Below are 17459 nucleotides of genomic sequence, written 5' to 3' on the forward strand. Positions count from 1 at the left end.
CGTCAGACAGTGTATAAGGTTCGAACAGCGGTTCGGTTCCACGGCGAACGAAATTTTCTTCACGCGACCCTGCCTTAAGGCGCCGAGAGGGCAACGGCCGGCTGAAGGCGCGACGCGTTATGCGCCGGGAGATAGCCAAACACAAGACCGGTGACGAAGGCGCTGGCGAAGGCGAGGAGGACCGGCCCGGCGGAGAAGCTGACCGGCACCCCGAAGGCCTGCGCGATCGCCCCGATCGACAGGCCGAGACCGACGCCGATGAGGCCGCCCAGCGCCGAGACCACCAGCGCTTCGACGATGAACTGGGTGAGGATGTCGCGGCCACGCGCACCGGTCGCCATGCGGATGCCGATCTCGCGCGTGCGCTCGGTCACGCTGACCAGCATGATGTTCATGACGCCGATGCCGCCGACCAGCAGCGAGATCGCGGCGATGGAGCCGAGAAACACCTTGAGGATATTGGAGGTCTCGGTGAAGGTCTCGCGGATGGCGGCGAGGTTGGCGATCTGGGTATCCTGGCGCTGGTGGCGCTCGTCGAGCAACGCCTGGATCTGGTCCTGCGTGATGTTGATGGCGCTGTCGTCCTTCACCTGCACGGTGATGGAGCGGACGTTGCGCGCGCCGAAGAGGCGGAGATTGCCGGTGGAGAGCGGCACCAGCACCGTATCGTCCTGATCGTTGCCGCCGGCCGTCGCCCCCTTGGGAGCCATGATGCCGATGACCTGAAAGGGAATGTTCTTGATGAGGATATACTGGCCGAGCGCATCGGCACCGTCGGGAAAGAGCGTATCGGCCACGGTCTTGCCCAGCACGGCGACGCTCGCATAGCTCTGCATATCGGCCGGCGCGAGGAAGGCGCCTTCGGCGAGCGGCCAAGTCTTTGCCTCGGGAAACTGCGGCACCGTGCCGTTGACGGTCGTCTGCGTGTCGAGGTTTCCGGCGCGCACGGTGAGCGAACTCGACATTTCCGGCACGGCGAACGAGATGTTCGGCAGTTCGAGGATCGCATCCGCGTCGGCTGGAACGAGCGAGACGATGCTGCCGCCCTCGCCGCCGCGGAAGTTCGCCATGTTCGGCCGGACGACGAGCAGATCCGAGCCCATGGCGGCGATGCGGCTGAGCACCTGATCCTGCGCGCCGGTGCCGATCGCCAGCATGGCGACGACCGAGCTGACGCCGATGACGATGCCGAGCAGCGTCAGCACCGTGCGGAAGAAATTCGCCCGCAGCGCCCGGAACGACATACGCACGGCTTCCGCCACGTCGGAAAACAGGGCGGCCTCGCCGGCCTGGGTCGCAAAGACCCGCGGCGCAGCGCGCACCGGACGGGTGATGCGGCGCGGCAGGCGGTCGGCGACGATCAGGCCATCGCGGATCTCGATGACGCGGTCGGCCGATTCGGCCAGATCCGGCGCATGGGTGATGATGATGACGGTATGCCCGTCCTCGTTCATGCGCCGCAAGGTCGCCATGACGTCCTTGCCGCTCTGGCTGTCGAGCGCGCCTGTCGGCTCGTCGGCCAGAATGATCTGGCCCCCGTTCATAAGGGCGCGGGCAATGGAGACGCGCTGCTGCTGGCCGCCCGAGAGCTGGCTCGGCAGATGGTCCATGCGGTCGCCAAGCCGCAGCGCGCCGAGAAGCTCGCGCGAGCGCGCCTCGCGCCGTTTCGCCGAGACGCCGGCATAGATCGCGGGGATCTCGACATTCTCCCGGGCGGTCGAGGTCGCCACGAGATTGTAGCTCTGGAACACGAAGCCGAACATCTGGCGGCGGCGCTCGGCCAGCTGGTCGGCATCGAAGCCCGCGACGTCCTCGCCATCCAGATGGTAGGCGCCGCCGGTCGGCTGGTCGAGGCAGCCGAGAATGTTCATCAGCGTCGACTTGCCCGACCCGGACTGACCGACGATCGCGACGAACTCGCCCGGCGCGATGTCGAGCGAGACGCCGCGCAGGGCGTCCACCGGCACATCGCCGGTCATGAAGGTCTTGCGGATATTCCGGAGCGAGATCAGCGGCGTCATCGTCGTGGTCATGGCGGCGCCCATCAGAACATCGGCGGCGGTCCGCCGCGTGTCCGGGTTGCGGCGCGCTGGGCATTGGAGGCCCGGCCCTCCGTGCCGGAGCCGACCACGACCTTGTCGCCTTCGGCAAGGCCGCTGCGGATCTCGACGCGGACCCGGTTGCGGATGCCGGGCTCCACCGCGCGCACCGCCTGCCGGCCATCGTCCGAGACGACGGCGACCTCGGCCCGATTGCCGCCCTCGCGCAGGCGCAGCGCCGCGACCGGGATGGTCAGTACGCCGGTCGCGCGGGACTGCACGAAGAAGACCTGCGCCGTCATGTTCATCATCAGGCGGCGATCGGGATTGGGCACGTCGAACAGGGCGTAATAGAGGACGACGTTGTTTTCGGTCGAAGGGGTCGGCTTGATCTGCCGGAGCGTGCCGGCATAGCGCTCGCCCGGCTGGCCGAGAAGCGTGAAATAGGCCTCCATGCCGATCTTGAGCTTGCCGATATCGGCCTCCGAGACCTCGGCCTCGACCGTCATCGTGTCGAGATCCGCCACCGTGACGATGGTGGGGGCCGACTGGTTGGCGTTCAGCGTCTGGCCTTCCTTGGCGACGACATCGACGATGGTGCCGGCGAGCGGCGCGTAGATCTTGGTATAGCCGAGGCTGATGCGCGCATCCTTGAGCGTCGCCTGCTGCTTGCGGACCTGCGCCTCGAGCGCGGCGACATTGGCCTCGGCCGTGGCCAGCGACGCGATGGCTTCGTCCAGCGCCGACTGCGCTGCGCTGTTGCCGGCGACCAGGCTGCGCTGGCGGGTGAGATTGGCGGCGGCCAGCACCACCTGCGCCTTCTTGTCGGTCATCTGGGCATCGAGATTGGCCAGCTCGGCTTCCGCGATCTCGATCTGGGTCTCGATGGAGGCGCTGTCGATCTCGGCGATCAGCTGGCCCTGCGTCACCATGTCGCCGACATCGACCTTGAGGCTCTTCAGCTGGCCGGAGACCTGCGCGCCGACATCGACATCGCGGATGGGGCTGAGGAGCCCGGAGGCGGTGACGCTGTTTTCGATGTCGCCGCGGGTGACGGCTTCCGTGACCACGGCCTGCGTGACGCCGGCCGCGCGATAGGTCGTCCAGCCGTACCAGCCGCCGAGGCCGAGGATCGCGAGAACGCCGGCGAGCAGGGCCATGCGGCCCTTGCGCCGACGCGGCTTCGCCTTTGCTGCCGGAGCGAGCGGCGGCGCCGTTTCCGGCTGGCCCTGCGGCAGGCTTTCGGGCGAGCGGGGCTCAACGATCTTGGGATAGGCGTCCGCCATTCAGGCCGGTCCTCCGGAAGGTTTCTTTACCCTCCAGTTAAGCCGTGACTGCGGTGAATTGAAGTCGTGCCGGATTACATCTCTGTCATGTCCGCGGTTTCGCGCGTTCCCGGACAGGCCCTTTCGCGGCGGAGCCCATCCGGAAACGGCGTTTCGTCAGAGGATCTTGACGACGATGACCGCGAGAAGCGCGGCGATCACCCAGAGCGCGGCGCGGCCGGAACGGGTGTGGCGCGCTTCGGCGCGGCCGATGGCTTCGGCCGTTGCCATGTCGAACTTCAGGCCGTGCTCGGCCATTTCGGTCAGATCCCGCGAGAAGCGCTCGGTCTTGGCAACGATCTCGGGCGCGGCCTCCGCGAGGCGCAAAGCGGCGTGCAGGCCGTCCTTGAGGTCGGTCACCACGCGTTTCGGCCCCAGATTGTCGCGAATCCAGGCGCCGACCACGGGTTCGGAGGCCTTCCACATATTGAAGCGCGGATTGAGCGAGCGGGACACGCCTTCGACGACGACCATCGTCTTCTGCAGCATCACCAGCTCGGGGCGCGTTTCCATGTCGAAAAGTTCGGTGACCTCGAACAGGAGGGTCAGGAGCTTCGCCATGGAGATGGTCTCGGCCGGCTGGCCGTGGATCGGCTCGCCGATGGCGCGGATGGCCTGGGCGAAGCTCGCGACATCGTGATGCGAGGGCACATAGCCCGCCTCGAAATGCACGTCGGCCACGCGGCGATAATCGCGGGTGATGAAGCCGAAGAGGATTTCGGCGAGGAACCGCCGCTCCTTCTTGCCGAGGCGCCCGACGATGCCGAAGTCGACGGCGACGATCATGCCCGCGTGATCGACCAGCAGATTGCCCTGGTGCATGTCGGCATGGAAGAAGCCGTCGCGCAGCGTGTGGCGCAGGAAGGACTGGATGAGCGTTTCCGCCAGCTTGTTGAGGTCGTGGCCGGCGGCGCGCAGCGCCTCCACATCGGCCATGCGGGTGCCGTCGATCCACTCCATGGTGACGACGTCGCGTCCCGTCCGCTCCCAATCGACGCGGGGCACGCGAAAGCCCTCGTCATTGGCGGTGTTCTCGGCGATTTCGGACAAGGCCGCGGCCTCAAGCCGCAGGTCCATCTCGACCTTGGTCGTCTGCTCCAGCGTCTTCGTCACCTCCACCGGGCGCAGGCGCCGGGTGTGCGGCAGAAAACGCTCCTGCAGGCGGGCGACGAGATACATGGCCTCGAGATCGTGCGCGAAGCGCTGGCGGATGCCGGGCCGGATCACCTTGATCGCCACCTTCTCCTCCCGCCCGTCGCGCATCACCCAGCCCGGATGGACCTGCGCGATGGAGGCGGCGGCGATCGGATCCTCGATGCGGCTGTAGAGATCCGCGACCGACCGGCCGAGCGAGCCCTCGACGGCGGCATAGGCCTCGGTGACCGGGAAGGTCGCCATGCGATCCTGCAGGAAGGCGAGGTCGGCGGCGAAATCCGCGCCGACCACATCCGGACGGGTGGCCAGGAACTGCCCGATCTTCACATAGGAGGGCCCGAGCCGGCCGATGGCGCGCGACAGGCGGTCGCTGCGCTCCTCGAACTGGGCGCGGCGGCGCTCCAGAAGGCCTGCGAGCTTCTGGGCGAAGCGGGCAAAGGGCGGCAGGTTCTCCGGCGGTATGGCCGTGACGACGCCCTCGCGCACGAGAACCCAGCCGATTCTGACGATGCGGAGATAGGTGGCGGGCGTGCTCATGGGTGCCGGGCACTCGCCTGGCGGCACGGCGGGAACGGGAGGCTGTTCATGCGCTCTAGATCTTCCATGCGGAATGCAGCGCCGCGATGCCGCCGGTATAATTGGTATAGGTGACGCGCGCGAAGCCGGCTTTCTCGATCATGCGGGCGAAATCCGTCTGGTTCGGGAACTTCCGGATGGATTCCACCAGATACTGGTAGGGCTCGGCCTCGCCGGTGATCATCTTGCCGAAGCGGGGAATGGCGTTGAACGACCAGGCGTCATAGACCTTGTCGAGCAGCGGCATCTCGACATCGGAGAATTCGAGCACCAGCAGCCGACCCCCGCGCTTCAGCACGCGATAAGCTTCCGACAGGGCGACATCGATGCGGGGTACGTTGCGGATGCCGAAGGCGATCGTATAGGCATCGAAACGGCCATCCTCGAAGGGGAGGCTTTCCGCATTGGCCTCGACGAAGTCGAGATTGGCGGCCAGGCCCTTTTTGCGGGCGCGCTCGGCCCCGACGCCGAGCATGGAGCCGTTGATGTCGAGCACGGTCGCCTGGGCCAGCCGGCCCGACGCCTCGACGATGCGGAAGGCGATATCGCCCGTGCCGCCGGCGACGTCGAGAACCTTGTAATCGGCGCTGCGGCGCGGATGGAGGGCGGCCACCATCGCATCCTTCCAGGCCCGGTGCAGGCCCATCGACATGACGTCGTTCATGATGTCGTAGCGCTTGGCGACCTTGTGGAACACATCGTTGACGAGGCCCTGCTTCTCGCCCTCGTTCACGCGGCGGAAACCGTAGGACGTCTCCATGCCGCCCTCGGCGGAAACCCGTTCGTCCGTCATACCGTCTATCCCCTGTCCATTCCAAAGCCGGGAGCCGGGCCTCGGCACCGGCGAAACCCCGTCATGCCGGACCATCGTCCTCTTCCGTCAACCGGCACATAGGACGTTTGCGTCCATCCTGCCAGCCACCGGCATCGCCAGACCATAGCGAATCCGATCCGGCGACGCTATCTCTTGCGGGACGCCCGCCGATGCGCCCGCTTTGCGAAAAGGACTGTCCATGCCCGAACTGCCCGAGGTCGAAACGGTCCGTCGCGGCCTTGCGCCCGTGATGGAAGGGGCGCTGATCACGCGTGCGGAGGTGCGCCGGGCGGATCTGCGCTTTCCCTTTCCGCCCGATTTCGCGCGCCGCATCGAGAACCGGCGGATTGTCGCTCTGTCGCGCCGGGCGAAATATCTTCTCATCGAACTCGACAATGACGATGTCGTCATCGCGCATCTCGGCATGTCCGGCTCGTTCCGCGTGGTCGAGGCGGCAACCGGGGACGCCGACACGCCGGGCGACTTCCATCATGTCAGGGGCAAGGACGCGCGGCACGACCATGTCGTGCTTCACCTTCTCGGCGACCGCGGGCCCGTGCAGGTGATCTACAACGATCCGCGCCGGTTCGGCTTCATGGATATCGGCCCGCGCGAAACGCTGGCGGCCCATGCCTTCTTCCGGCAGCTGGGCGAGGAGCCGACCGGCAACCGGCTGGACGCCGCCTATCTCGCCGGCCGCCTTGCCGGCAAGGCGCAACCGTTGAAATCGACGCTGCTCGACCAGCGGGTCATCGCCGGGCTCGGCAATATCTATGTCTGCGAGGCGCTGTGGCGGGCGCGTCTGTCGCCGCTGAAGGCCTCGGGAAAGCTGGTCGACGCCAAGGGGCGGCCGCGCGCGCCGCTCGTCGTGCTGACGGAGGCGATCCGGGCCGTCATCGCGGACGCGATCGCCGCCGGCGGCTCGTCGCTGCGCGATCACATCCAGACGGACGGATCGCTCGGCTATTTCCAGCACACCTTCGCCGTCTACGACCGGGAGGGCAAACCCTGTGCACGACCGGGCTGCGGCGGCATCATCGCGCGGATACCGCAGGCGGGACGCTCGACATTCCACTGCGCTTCGTGCCAGGTGTAGCGGCAACCTCGCATATCCGCTGTCGATGCCGCTTGAAATAGCGCGTTGACGAAATGGGCGTTTGCGTCTATACGGCGCCCACAGTTTGGGAAGCCACGTTGCAGGTTTCTCGCTATTGCCTCCGAAGAGCTTGGATGACAGGTCGCAGTGACCCGACACGGCGAGGCGGAGGTGCTTGTCAGAATCTGAAGAGAGAAACCCATGGCCAATACAACTTCGGCGAAAAAAGCGACCCGCAAGATCGCGCGTCGCACCGAGATCAACAAGTCGCGCCGCTCGCGCGTTCGCAACTTCCTCCGCAAGGTCGAAGAAGCCATCGCTTCCGGCGACCAGGCCGTTGCCCAGGAAGCCCTGCGCGTCGCACAGCCCGAGCTGATGCGCGCTGCCAGCAAGGGCGTCGTGCATGCCAACACGGCATCGCGCAAGGTCTCGCGCCTGGCCAGCCGCGTCAACGCCCTGTCGGCCTGACGCTTCAGCATTTTACCTTTCAAGAGAGCGGCCCGGTCATCGACCGGGCCCTTTCGATTCGTACGCCGGCTTTTTGCGCCGATCGGGCCCCATGACGACTTCATGTCATGCGTGTGAACAGATATTCCCCATATTAACAACGGCTTGCGAAGGTTTGTGACAGGCCGGCCTCATATAAGCCGCCGCCTTCTCAGGGAATCTGAGTCAAGCGATTTTTTATTTTTCTTGCTTTTCGGGGTGGCTTTAGAGCCTTCAAAAACAAAGCCTTTGATTCGACTACGATTCTCAAAAGGCGGCTTCGGGCAGTTGCAAAACGCTGCTTGAGAGTCAACGGGCAAGGCCTCGCGGGCCGTAAAAATGGCGATTGATCTTGGGTCATGATCCTGCCTAAATGGTTTCAGCAAGAGACGTGGGACAGCGAGTTTTCGATGTCGGCAACAGGCCCTGACAAGGGTCCGTTCAGCCTCCACAATTCTTGAACTGGGGTGGACATCACAATTTTCCATCAACTGAAGAGAGGTCTCACCCCGTCCGGTTCGCCGTACGGGAACGAGAAACCGCATCTTAAGGTTGAGGACAATCGGGAACCTCGGACGGCCCTGACGGGCCGTTGGCCGGCTGTGACAGCCGTGGCGGGAGATCGTGCCCGGCGGATGCGCCGGAGGAAAGACCTAGTGCAGGAGACCTCGAAGCCGTCGCGGCTTTCAAGGAACGATGGCACCAGTCGAGACGGCAGCGCGGCTTGCAGGACCGGAAACGGCTTGCGGCGCGCCGGAGTGGTCCCACGGCAAGCGGGGACCCGGATGGCACGGTCGGACAGGCCGACGCCGGACGGGTTTGACGGCGGGACCTCGAACGAGCGGGAAACGAGGATCCCGACCGTTCGGACAGCACCATGATGATGCCGCGATCGGCGGCACATCCGACAACAGACTGCCGGCGATGGAAGCCGGTATCGGGACAGACATTGGAAGGCGGCACATGCTTGGAAATTCGGTGACCTCGGGGCGCACATTCGCTGGCGGCGAACATGCTCGGCCGATCAAGAGCGGGCAGAACGAACAGACGACAGGAGAGCAGGCCATCATGACCCAGAGCGCACTTTTCGATCGGGTCAGCGCTCTCCTCAAGGCCCAGGTCGGTCCTGACGTCTTTGCAAGCTGGTTCGGTCGGCTGAAGCTGCACTCGATGTCCAAGAGCGTCGTGCGTCTCTCCGTGCCCACCACCTTCCTCAAATCCTGGATCAACAACCGCTATCTCGACCAGATCACCACGCTCTTCCAGCAGGAAGACGCCGAGATCCTGAAGGTCGAGATCGTGGTGCGCAGCGCCATGCGCGGCACCCGTGCGCCGATTGAAGCCGAGCTGACCGTCGGCGACGCCGCGACGTCGGCACCGGCCGCCACCGCCGCGCGCAGAAATGCGGCGCAAGGCCTCGGCCAGAGCATCGGACAGCAGGCGACGGCCGCCCTGCCGGCCGCCGCAAAGCTTCCCGTCGCCACGCCCCTGTTCGGTTCGCCGCTCGATCCGCGCTACAGCTTTGCCAGCTTCGTCGAAGGCTCGTCCAACCGCGTCGCGCTGGCGGCCGCCAAGACGATCGCGGAAGCCGGCGCCGGCGCCGTGCGCTTCAACCCGCTCTTCATCCATTCCTCCGTCGGCCTGGGCAAGACGCACCTGCTGCAGGCCATCGCGATCGCCGCGATCCAGAGCCCGCGCGCCTCGCGCGTCGTCTATCTCACGGCCGAATATTTCATGTGGCGCTTTGCCACTGCCATCCGCGACAACGACGCCCTGTCGCTGAAGGAAACGCTGCGCAATATCGACCTGCTCGTCATCGACGACATGCAGTTCCTGCAGGGCAAGTCGATCCAGCACGAGTTCTGCCATCTGCTCAACATGCTGCTCGACAGCGCCAAGCAGGTCGTCGTCGCGGCCGACCGCGCGCCCTGGGAGCTGGAATCGCTCGATCCGCGCGTCCGCTCGCGCCTGCAGGGCGGCGTCGCCATCGAGATGGATGGTCCGGACTACGAGATGCGTCTGGAAATCCTGAAGCGGCGCCTCGACGTGGCGCGCGAGGAAGATCCATCGCTCGACATTCCCGCCGATATCCTCAGCCATGTCGCCCGCAGCATCACCGCCAGCGGCCGCGAACTGGAAGGCGCGTTCAACCAGCTGCTGTTCCGCATGTCGTTCGAGCCGCAGCTCTCCATCGAGCGCGTCGACGAACTGCTCGGCCATCTCGTCAATGCCGGCGAGCCGCGCCGCGTGCGGATCGAGGACATCCAGCGCGTCGTCGCCAAGCATTACAACGTCTCGCGCCAGGAGCTGGTCTCCAACCGGCGCACCCGTGTCATTGTCAAGCCGCGCCAGATCGCCATGTATCTGGCCAAGACGCTGACGCCGCGCTCCTTCCCGGAAATCGGCCGCCGCTTCGGCGGGCGCGATCACACGACCGTGCTGCATGCCGTGCGCAAGATCGAGGACCTGATCTCCGGCGATACCAAGCTCAGCCACGAGATCGAGCTTCTGAAGCGCCTGATCAACGAATAGGCCGTCTTTTCCGTCAGAATGGTGAGGCGCCGGAGCGATCCGGCGCCTTTTCCGTTGTCGCGCGGGGACGTTACGGGTCGCGCGCGATGATCTCGTAGAGCGCGCGGATGCCTTGCGCCTCACCGCCGACGGGCGCGTGCGGACGCTCGCTCGGGTTCCAGCCATAGACGTCGAGATGAACCCAGCCGCGCGTGTCGGCCACGAAGCGCTTGAGGAACAGAGCCGCGGTGATCGCGCCCGCCATGCCGCCGGAGGGGGCGTTGGTGAGGTCGGCGACGCGCGTCGCCACGTCCTTCTCGTAACCCTTGAAGAGCGGCAGCCGCCAGAGCGGATCATGGGTCGCGACGCTCGCGCGGGAAATGTCTGCGGCCAGCGCCTCGTCGTCGGTGAAGAACGGCGGCAGGTCGGGACCGAGCGCGACGCGGGCGGCACCCGTCAGGGTCGCCATGTCGATAAGGAGATCGCTCTCGCTTTCGCTGGCATAGGCGAGCGCATCGGCGAGAATAAGCCGCCCTTCCGCATCCGTATTGTCGATCTGCACGGTCAGGCCCTTGCGCGAGCGGTAGATATCGCCCGGCCGGAACGCATTGCCGGCTATGGAATTCTCGACCACCGGCACAAGCACCCGCAGCGAGACGTCGAGGCCGGCCTCCATGATCATCAGGGCCAGCCCCATGACGTTGGCCGCACCGCCCATGTCCTTCTTCATCAGCAGCATGGAGGCCGCCGGCTTGATGTCGAGGCCGCCGGTGTCGAAGCAGACGCCCTTGCCGACGAGGGTGATCCGCCGGGCACCCGCGCCCCAGCGCATCTCCAAGAGACGCGGCGCCTGCTCGGCGGCCCGGCCGACCGTGTGGATCAGGGGGAAGTTCTGCATGAGGAGATCTTCGCCGAGGATCGTCGTGACCGTCGCACCGTAATGCCGGCCGAGCGCCTGGAAGGCCGCCTCCAGCGCATCCGGTCCGAGATCGTTGGTGGGTGTGTTGATGAGATCGCGGGCCAGCGTGATGCCGGCGACCGTGCGCTCGAGCGCGGCCCGGTCGATGCCGCCGTCGAGTTCGAGCAGCGGCCGCTCGCCGGTTTTCGGCTTGTAGCGATCGAACCGGTAGGCGCCGAGCGCGAAGCCGAGGGCCGCCTGTTCGGCGGGCAGGCGGCCGGAGACGATCCGCCAGTTGCCCGGCGGCAGGCTGCGGGCGAGCTTGCCGGTGGCAAAGGGCGCATCGTGCGGATGGGTGCCGAGACCGAAGAGAGCGCCGCCGAGCCCGTCCGCGGCACCCTCGCCGCCCGGCCGCGCCGGCACGAGGAGGAGCGCGCCGCTTTCGGCTGTAAAGCCGGCATGGCGCGCCCAGGTCCGCAGAAAGGGATCGAGCGTCTCGTCCATCAGATCGTCGGGCGTCAGCGCATGGACCGGCAAAGCCGGTCCCGAGGATGTGGATCCCTCCCCCGGCGTGAAGGGCGACGGGCGGTGATCGAGGGAAAAGGGCGGCATGGGTTCTCCTGAAGGCAAGCGACGGCGGTCGGCCTCTCGCGCCGCTGCGGCGGGGTGGTCGGCTGGCCGCCATTAACACTCTGTTAGGGTTAACAGATTATTGATGATGATACGATTTGCGCCGTGAAAGTTGATGCGTGCCGGTGCTTCCCCTTTCTGTCCGGGAGCTTTGCCATGGCGGCACCAGTCTACCAGCCTCGTCCGCGGCGTGCGCTCCGCGCATCCGTCCACCTGTCCCTGTCCGCTGTTCTCATCTCGGGCCTTCTTGCCGGCTGCGCCTCCCCCCGCAAGGAGCTGACCACCGGCTCGATCCCCACGGCCAGCGCGTCCGGCTCGGCCTCCCTGAATGCGGCCGCGATGAATGCCGGGCAGCTCAACGCCGCCGCGCAGAGCCTGGGAAAAGCCTATGAGAAGAATCCGAAGGATCGCACGGTTGGCCTGAACTACGCCAATGTGCTGCGCATGACCGGGCGCAACGATCAGGCCCTTGCCGTCATGCAGCAGGTGGCGATCCAGTATCCCGCAGACCGGGAGGTGCTGGCCGCCTATGGCAAGTCGCAGGCGGCGGCCGGCCAGCTCGACCAGGCGCTCGTGACCGTCGGCCGGGCGCAGACGCCGGACCGCCCGGACTGGAAGCTGAAATCCGCCGAAGGGGCGATTCTCGACCAGCTCGGCCGTTCGCCGGAGGCGCGCCAGCGCTACCGCGAGGCCCTCGACATCCAGCCGAACGAGCCGTCCGTCCTGTCCAATCTCGGCATGTCCTACCTCCTGTCGAAGGACCTGAAGACGGCGGAGACCTATCTGCGCAAGGCGACCGAACAGCCGGGCGCCGACAGCGGCGTGCGCCAGAACCTCGCGCTCGCCATCGGCCTGCAGGGCCGCTTCCCCGAAGCCGAGGCCATCGCCCGCCAGGAACTCTCGCCCCAGCAGGCCGAAGCGAACGTCGCCTATCTCCGCTCGATCCTGTCGCAGCAGAACGCCTGGCAGAAGCTGGCGAAGGACGGCAAGCCCGCCAAGGCGACGGAAACCGGAACGAACTGAGCCTTGAAACCGATAAGGGCCCCGCATCCTGACCGGATGCGGGGCTCTTATCGTATGGGACATCGGCCGGAAATCCCGTCTACATGCGATCGGCTACATGCGATCGGCGACCTGGATGCCGGCCGGGCCGAGGATGACAGCGATCAGCACCGGCAGGAAGAACAGGATCATCGGGACGGTGAGTTTCGGCGGCAGGGCGGCGGCCTTCTTCTCGGCCTGGTTCATGCGCTGGTCGCGGCTTTCCTGCGCCAGAACCCGCAGCGCCTGCGCGATGGGCGTCCCGTAGCGGTCCGCCTGGATCAGCGCCTGCGTGACCGCCTTCACATCCTCGATGCCGGTCCGCAGGCCGAGATTCTCGAGCGCGACGCGCCGGTCCGGCAGGAAGGACAGCTCGGCCGTCGTCAGCACCATCTCTTCGGCGAGCGCCGGCGACTGCCCGGCGATCTCGTCGGCCACGCGGCGCATGCCGAGTTCCATGGAGATGCCGGATTCCACGCAGATGAGCAGCAGGTCGAGCGCATCGGGCCAGGCCCGGCGGATGGAGCTCTGCCGTTTGCCGATCGCATTGCTGATGATGATGTTGGGCAGGTAGAAGCCGATATAGGCGGCGATGATGACGCCGAAGAGCCGCATGGTGAACGGCCGGTCGGCAAAGGCGCCGAGGCCGAAGACATAGAGGATCGCCAGAGCCAGAAAGACGAACGGCAGCACGAAGCGCGCGAAGAGAAAGATGTTGAGCGCGTTCTGCGACCGGTAGCCGGCCATCTTCAGCCGGTTGACGGTCTTGTCGTCCACCAGCGCCTTGCGCAGGTTCAGCCGCTCGACGACCTGCAGCACCGAGGTGTTGTTCTTCGCCCGCAGAGAGGCGCGCCCGGTGATCTCGTTGTTCAGCCGCGCCCGTTCGCGCGCGCGGATCTGCTCGCGCTCGGAGGCGACGGATTTCATGCGCTTCTGCAGATTGTCGCCCTCGAGGAAGGGGGCTGCCAGCGTGTAGATCGTGGCCATGACGGCGATGGAGACGAGGACCGCCACGATGGTCGCCGGGGTGAGGAAGTCCATCATGAGGCCGAATCCCTACATATCGAAGTTGATCATCTGCCGCATGACGAAGATGCCCATGCCCATCCAGATGGCGGAAATTCCCATGATCATGTGACCGCGCGGATCGGTGAACAGGACCATGATGTAATCGGGCGAGCTGAGATAGACGAGCAGCGTGACGATGAAGGGCAATGCCCCGATGATGCAGGCCGAGGCCTTGGCTTCCATCGACAGGGCCTGGACCTTCGCCTTCATCTTGCGGCGCTCGCGCAGCACCTTGGCCAGGTTGCTCAAGGCCTCCGACAGATTGCCGCCGGCCTGCGACTGGATGGTGATGACGACCGAGAAGAAATTGACCTCCTGCAGCGGCACCGTCTGGATCATCCGCGTGCAGGCCTCCGGCACGGTCATGCCCACGCCCTGCGCATCGATGACCCGGCGGAACTCGGTCTTGACCGGCTCCTGCCCGTCGCTGGCGATGAGGCGGATGGCGTCGCTGAGCGGCAGGCCCGACTTGATGGAGCGCACCATGACCTCGAGCGAATTGGGAAATTCCTCGATGAATTTCTTGCAGCGCCGATTGACCAGAAAGCCGACGATCCAGCGCGGCAGACCGAGCGAGGTGAAGATCATGATGCCTGCGGCGATGAGGAACGACCCGCCGACGAGCAGCGCCACGAGGAACGCGAACAGCCCGAGAATGCCGCTGAAGACGTAGAACTGCGTGATCGAGATCGACAGGCCGGCCTGGGTGAGACGCAGCTTGATGGGGGGCTTTGCCCGCGCCGATTTTTCCTTCTGCTTCTTCTGCAGGTCCTTCAGCGAGTCCTGGACCGACTTCCGGCGCTTGGACAGTTCGTTCATGCGGTCGCGGGCGGCCTTGATGTTGACCCGGTCCGTCTCGGCGGCCTTGATCTTGCGGAAGCGCACATTCGCCTTCTTCTCGTCCTGGATGCGCGAGAACAGGAAGCCGTAGCCGAGGCCGGCCGTCGAGACGGCGGCGAGAACGGCGATGGCGACGATCAAGGGATCGAGACCGAACATGCCCTATTCCTTGTTCATGGTGTCGAGCGTGGCGGCGAGACGCTTGTCCTCGTTGAAATAGCGGGCGCGATCCCAGAAATGCGGCCGGCCGATGCCCGAACCCTTGTGGCGGCCGACGATCTTGCCGACGGCATCCTCGCCCTCGATCTCGTAGCGCATCAGGTCCTGCGTGATGATGACGTCGCCTTCCATGCCGACCACTTCGGTGATGTGGGTGATGCGGCGCGAGCCGTCGCGCAGGCGGGCGGCCTGGATGATGACGTCGATCGATCCCGCGATGATCTCGCGCACCGTGCGGGCCGGCAGCGTGTAGCCGCCCATGGCGATCATCGATTCCATGCGGGCGAGGCACTCGCGCGGCGTGTTGGCGTGGATCGTGCCCATGGAGCCGTCATGGCCGGTGTTCATGGCCTGCAGGAGGTCGAACACTTCGGCGCCGCGCACTTCGCCGACGATGATGCGTTCGGGCCGCATACGCAGGCAGTTCTTGATGAGATCGCGCATGGTGATCTCGCCTTCGCCCTCGATATTGGGCGGCCGGGTTTCCAGACGCACCACATGCGGTTGCTGCAGCTGGAGTTCGGCGGTGTCTTCGCAGGTGATGACGCGCTCGTCGGCATCGATATAGGCGGTGAGGCAATTGAGGAGCGTCGTCTTGCCGGAGCCCGTGCCGCCGGAGATGACGACGTTGCAGCGAACCCGGCCGATGATCTGGAGCAGGACGGCGCCTTCCGGCGTGACCGCCCCGAAGCGCACGAGCTGGTCGAGCTTCAGCTTGTCCTTCTTGAACTTGCGGATCGTCAGCGCCGCGCCATCGATGGCGAGCGGCGGCGCAATGACGTTGACACGCGAGCCGTCGGGCAGGCGCGCATCGCAGATCGGCGAGCTTTCGTCGACACGGCGGCCAACCTGGGACACGATGCGCTGGCAGATCGACAGGAGCTGGGCATTGTCGCGGAAGCGGACGTCGCTTTCGATCGTCTTGCCGTTGACTTCGATGAAGGTCTGGCCGGCGCCGTTGACCATGATGTCGGCGATGTCGTCGCGGGCCAGCAGCGGCTCCAGCGGGCCGTAGCCGAGAACGTCATTGCAGATATCCTCGAGCAGCTCCTCCTGCTCGGAGATCGACATGGCGAAGTTCTTGATCGTGATGATATCGTTGACGATATCGCGGATTTCTTCGCGCGCGCTTTCCCCATCGAGCTTGGCGAGCTGCGACAGGTCGATCGTATCGATCAGCGCCGAGAAGACCTGCGCCTTGGTGTCGTAATAGTCTTCCGTGCGGGGCGCGCGCTTGCGCGGTGCCGGAGGTGCCGGCTGGCGCACGAGCGCGGCCGCCTCGCGGGCCGTTTCCGCCAGCACGGGGGCGGCGGGCCGCTCCATCACGGCAACGGCCGGCGGGGCCATGGCAGGCGGCGGACTGGCGATCCGGCCGGTGCTGTCGTTTCCGCGTTTACCAAACATGGCTGTCCACCTGATTGCGTCTCATCGTCGCGTTTCCTTCCCGGCTCAGCTGCGGCCGAGAAGGCCGAGCACCATGCCGAGACCCGCCTTCTTCGGCTTCTTCGCCGTGACCCGGCCCGTGAGCAGATGCGCCAGCTGCGAGAAGATCTCGGCCGTCGGAGCCTTCTTGTCGGTCTCGCCGATCATGCGCCCGCTGTTTGCCGCCGTGCCGAACAGCGCGGCATCGAAGGGAATGATCGCCGCCGCCTCGATTTCCAGCGACTCGCAGAAGTCGGCGACGGAAATTTCGGGCCGCTTGGGCATGCCCACCTGGTTGAGGACCAGATGCGGCGCCTTGTCGTTCGGGCGCAGCTTGCGGATGCTGTCGAAGAGGTTCTTGGCATTGCGGAGATTGGCAAGGTCGGGAACGGCGGTGATGACGAGCTCGTCCGCTTCGCCGACGATGTTGCGCGTCCACTCGTTCCAAGTGTGCGGCACGTCGAGCACGGAGACCGGGGCATTGCGCTGGAGGATTTCGGCCAGCGCCTGAAAGGCGTTTCCGTCGAAATCATAGGCGCGGTCGAGCATGGAGGGGGCCGCCAGCAGCGAGAGATGCTCGGAGCATTTCGTCAGAAGCCGGTCGAGGAAGACCTCGTCGAGGCGTTCCGGCGAGAAGACGGCCTCGGCCACGCCCTGCGGCGGGTCCTGGTCGAAATTGATGTTGGCCGTGCCGTAGGGCAGATCGAGATCGGCCAGGACGGTTTCGGTGGAGAAGAGATGGGAGATGCCCCAGGCGCAGTTGTGCGCCAGCGTGGAGGACCCCACGCCGCCCTTGGCGCCGATGAAGGCGATGTTGCGGCCGAGCGGCTCGGCCTCGGGATCGACGAAGATCGCGGAGATCGCGCCCATCAGGTCGGACATGGCGACGGGCGCCACCATATATTCGGAGATGCCGTTGCGGATCAGCTCGCGGTAGAGGCCGATATCGTTGTAGCGGCCGATGAGAATGACCTTGGTGCTGGGATCGCAGACCTGCGCGAGCGGCGCGAGCTCCTGCATGAGGATGCCGGGCTCCGACGAGGTCTCGAGAATGATGAGGTTCGGCGTCGGCATGGTGGCGAACATATTGGCGGCCGTCGCCACGTTGCCGCTGTTGATGCGGAAGCCGACCTTCGCCATGCGCCGGTCCTGCCCGCAGCGCTCCAGGGCGCGCTGAACGGCATCCGTCTCGCAGAAGGCGTGGATGGAGATGCGGGGCAGCGGACGCAGGTGCTCGATGTCCTGCGGCAGGACGACGTCGGCCTGGGCCGGCGCCTCGCCGCTCAGGCTCTCGATCTTGTAATCAATGGCGCTCATGTGGTGCCCCGCGACGCGTCAG

General features: G+C 65.9%; 13 protein-coding genes. 4 read left to right on the forward strand and 9 right to left on the reverse strand.

Going from position 1 to position 17459, the window contains the following annotated elements; translation table 11 throughout:
* Positions 1-74 precede the first annotated feature (74 nt).
* The 4 genes from LRX75_RS14125 to ubiE all read right to left on the reverse strand — a co-directional run bounded on the left by LRX75_RS14125 (position 75) and on the right by ubiE (position 5888).
* Positions 75-2021 carry a MacB family efflux pump subunit gene (locus LRX75_RS14125; RefSeq protein WP_231815476.1) on the reverse strand — a complete coding sequence of 649 codons (1947 nt, stop codon included), beginning with the start codon at positions 2019-2021 and terminating at the stop codon, positions 75-77.
* Between the two features lie 23 nt (positions 2022-2044).
* Complete coding sequence (locus LRX75_RS14130) at positions 2045-3325, reverse strand: efflux RND transporter periplasmic adaptor subunit (RefSeq protein ID WP_231815359.1); 1281 nt, start codon at positions 3323-3325, stop codon at positions 2045-2047.
* A gap of 156 nt (positions 3326-3481) precedes the next feature.
* Positions 3482-5056, reverse strand: a complete 1575-nt coding sequence (gene ubiB / locus LRX75_RS14135) for a 2-polyprenylphenol 6-hydroxylase (RefSeq protein WP_231815360.1) — start codon at positions 5054-5056, stop codon at positions 3482-3484.
* Between the two features lie 55 nt (positions 5057-5111).
* A complete protein-coding gene (gene ubiE, locus LRX75_RS14140) occupies positions 5112-5888 on the reverse strand; it encodes a bifunctional demethylmenaquinone methyltransferase/2-methoxy-6-polyprenyl-1,4-benzoquinol methylase UbiE (RefSeq protein ID WP_231815361.1) in 777 nt (258 codons plus the stop codon).
* 220 nt (positions 5889-6108) lie between these two features.
* Between ubiE and mutM the strand changes: the two genes are divergently transcribed.
* The 3 genes from mutM (at position 6109) to dnaA (ending at position 10023) form a co-directional block, all read left to right on the forward strand.
* A complete protein-coding gene (gene mutM, locus LRX75_RS14145) occupies positions 6109-7005 on the forward strand; it encodes a bifunctional DNA-formamidopyrimidine glycosylase/DNA-(apurinic or apyrimidinic site) lyase (RefSeq protein ID WP_231815362.1) in 897 nt (298 codons plus the stop codon).
* A 201-nt stretch (positions 7006-7206) separates the two neighbouring features.
* Positions 7207-7473 (forward strand): 30S ribosomal protein S20, encoded by a 267-nt coding sequence (rpsT, locus tag LRX75_RS14150; RefSeq protein ID WP_062471541.1) that lies wholly within the window; start codon positions 7207-7209, stop codon positions 7471-7473.
* Positions 7474-8559: 1086 nt separating this feature from the next.
* Complete coding sequence (gene dnaA / locus LRX75_RS14155) at positions 8560-10023, forward strand: chromosomal replication initiator protein DnaA (RefSeq protein ID WP_231815364.1); 1464 nt, start codon at positions 8560-8562, stop codon at positions 10021-10023.
* A gap of 70 nt (positions 10024-10093) precedes the next feature.
* On the opposite strand, the gene LRX75_RS14160 is transcribed toward dnaA, so the two are convergent.
* A complete protein-coding gene (locus tag LRX75_RS14160; RefSeq protein ID WP_231815365.1) occupies positions 10094-11512 on the reverse strand; it encodes a leucyl aminopeptidase family protein in 1419 nt (472 codons plus the stop codon).
* Positions 11513-11686: 174 nt separating this feature from the next.
* Here LRX75_RS14160 and LRX75_RS14165 point away from each other — a divergent pair, with 174 nt between their 5' ends.
* Positions 11687-12553: a tetratricopeptide repeat protein gene (locus LRX75_RS14165; RefSeq protein ID WP_231815366.1), complete on the forward strand. Its 867-nt coding sequence runs from the start codon at positions 11687-11689 to the stop codon at positions 12551-12553.
* A gap of 93 nt (positions 12554-12646) precedes the next feature.
* On the opposite strand, the gene LRX75_RS14170 is transcribed toward LRX75_RS14165, so the two are convergent.
* The 4 genes from LRX75_RS14170 to LRX75_RS14185 are packed head-to-tail and all read right to left on the reverse strand — an operon-like array spanning position 12647 to position 17437.
* Entirely contained in the window at positions 12647-13615 is a 969-nt protein-coding gene (locus LRX75_RS14170; RefSeq protein ID WP_231815367.1) for a type II secretion system F family protein, read from the reverse strand.
* Between the two features lie 12 nt (positions 13616-13627).
* Positions 13628-14638 carry a type II secretion system F family protein gene (locus tag LRX75_RS14175; protein ID WP_231815368.1) on the reverse strand — a complete coding sequence of 337 codons (1011 nt, stop codon included), beginning with the start codon at positions 14636-14638 and terminating at the stop codon, positions 13628-13630.
* 3 nt (positions 14639-14641) lie between these two features.
* Entirely contained in the window at positions 14642-16102 is a 1461-nt protein-coding gene (locus tag LRX75_RS14180) for a TadA family conjugal transfer-associated ATPase (RefSeq protein WP_231815369.1), read from the reverse strand.
* 45 nt (positions 16103-16147) lie between these two features.
* Positions 16148-17437, reverse strand: a complete 1290-nt coding sequence (locus tag LRX75_RS14185; RefSeq protein ID WP_231815370.1) for a CpaE/TadZ family protein — start codon at positions 17435-17437, stop codon at positions 16148-16150.
* Positions 17438-17459: the final 22 nt, after the last annotated feature.

It is taken from the genome of Rhizobium quercicola (assembly GCF_021168455.1).
GTDB classification, from domain to species: domain Bacteria; phylum Pseudomonadota; class Alphaproteobacteria; order Rhizobiales; family Rhizobiaceae; genus Ferranicluibacter; species Ferranicluibacter quercicola.

What these genes read in the sequence shown, in the direction of transcription:
- LRX75_RS14125 (WP_231815476.1), bottom strand. Translation starts at nt 2,021, where the DNA reads ATGACGCCGCTGATCTCGCTCCGGAATATCCGCAAGACCTTCATGACC.
- rpsT (WP_062471541.1), top strand. Translation starts at nt 7,207, where the DNA reads ATGGCCAATACAACTTCGGCGAAAAAAGCGACCCGCAAGATCGCGCGT.
- LRX75_RS14185 (WP_231815370.1), bottom strand. Translation starts at nt 17,437, where the DNA reads ATGAGCGCCATTGATTACAAGATCGAGAGCCTGAGCGGCGAGGCGCCG.
- LRX75_RS14165 (WP_231815366.1), top strand. Translation starts at nt 11,687, where the DNA reads ATGGCGGCACCAGTCTACCAGCCTCGTCCGCGGCGTGCGCTCCGCGCA.
- LRX75_RS14180 (WP_231815369.1), bottom strand. Translation starts at nt 16,102, where the DNA reads ATGTTTGGTAAACGCGGAAACGACAGCACCGGCCGGATCGCCAGTCCG.
- dnaA (WP_231815364.1), top strand. Translation starts at nt 8,560, where the DNA reads ATGACCCAGAGCGCACTTTTCGATCGGGTCAGCGCTCTCCTCAAGGCC.
- LRX75_RS14130 (WP_231815359.1), bottom strand. Translation starts at nt 3,325, where the DNA reads ATGGCGGACGCCTATCCCAAGATCGTTGAGCCCCGCTCGCCCGAAAGC.
- mutM (WP_231815362.1), top strand. Translation starts at nt 6,109, where the DNA reads ATGCCCGAACTGCCCGAGGTCGAAACGGTCCGTCGCGGCCTTGCGCCC.
- ubiE (WP_231815361.1), bottom strand. Translation starts at nt 5,888, where the DNA reads ATGACGGACGAACGGGTTTCCGCCGAGGGCGGCATGGAGACGTCCTAC.
- LRX75_RS14175 (WP_231815368.1), bottom strand. Translation starts at nt 14,638, where the DNA reads ATGTTCGGTCTCGATCCCTTGATCGTCGCCATCGCCGTTCTCGCCGCC.
- LRX75_RS14160 (WP_231815365.1), bottom strand. Translation starts at nt 11,512, where the DNA reads ATGCCGCCCTTTTCCCTCGATCACCGCCCGTCGCCCTTCACGCCGGGG.
- ubiB (WP_231815360.1), bottom strand. Translation starts at nt 5,056, where the DNA reads ATGAGCACGCCCGCCACCTATCTCCGCATCGTCAGAATCGGCTGGGTT.
- LRX75_RS14170 (WP_231815367.1), bottom strand. Translation starts at nt 13,615, where the DNA reads ATGATGGACTTCCTCACCCCGGCGACCATCGTGGCGGTCCTCGTCTCC.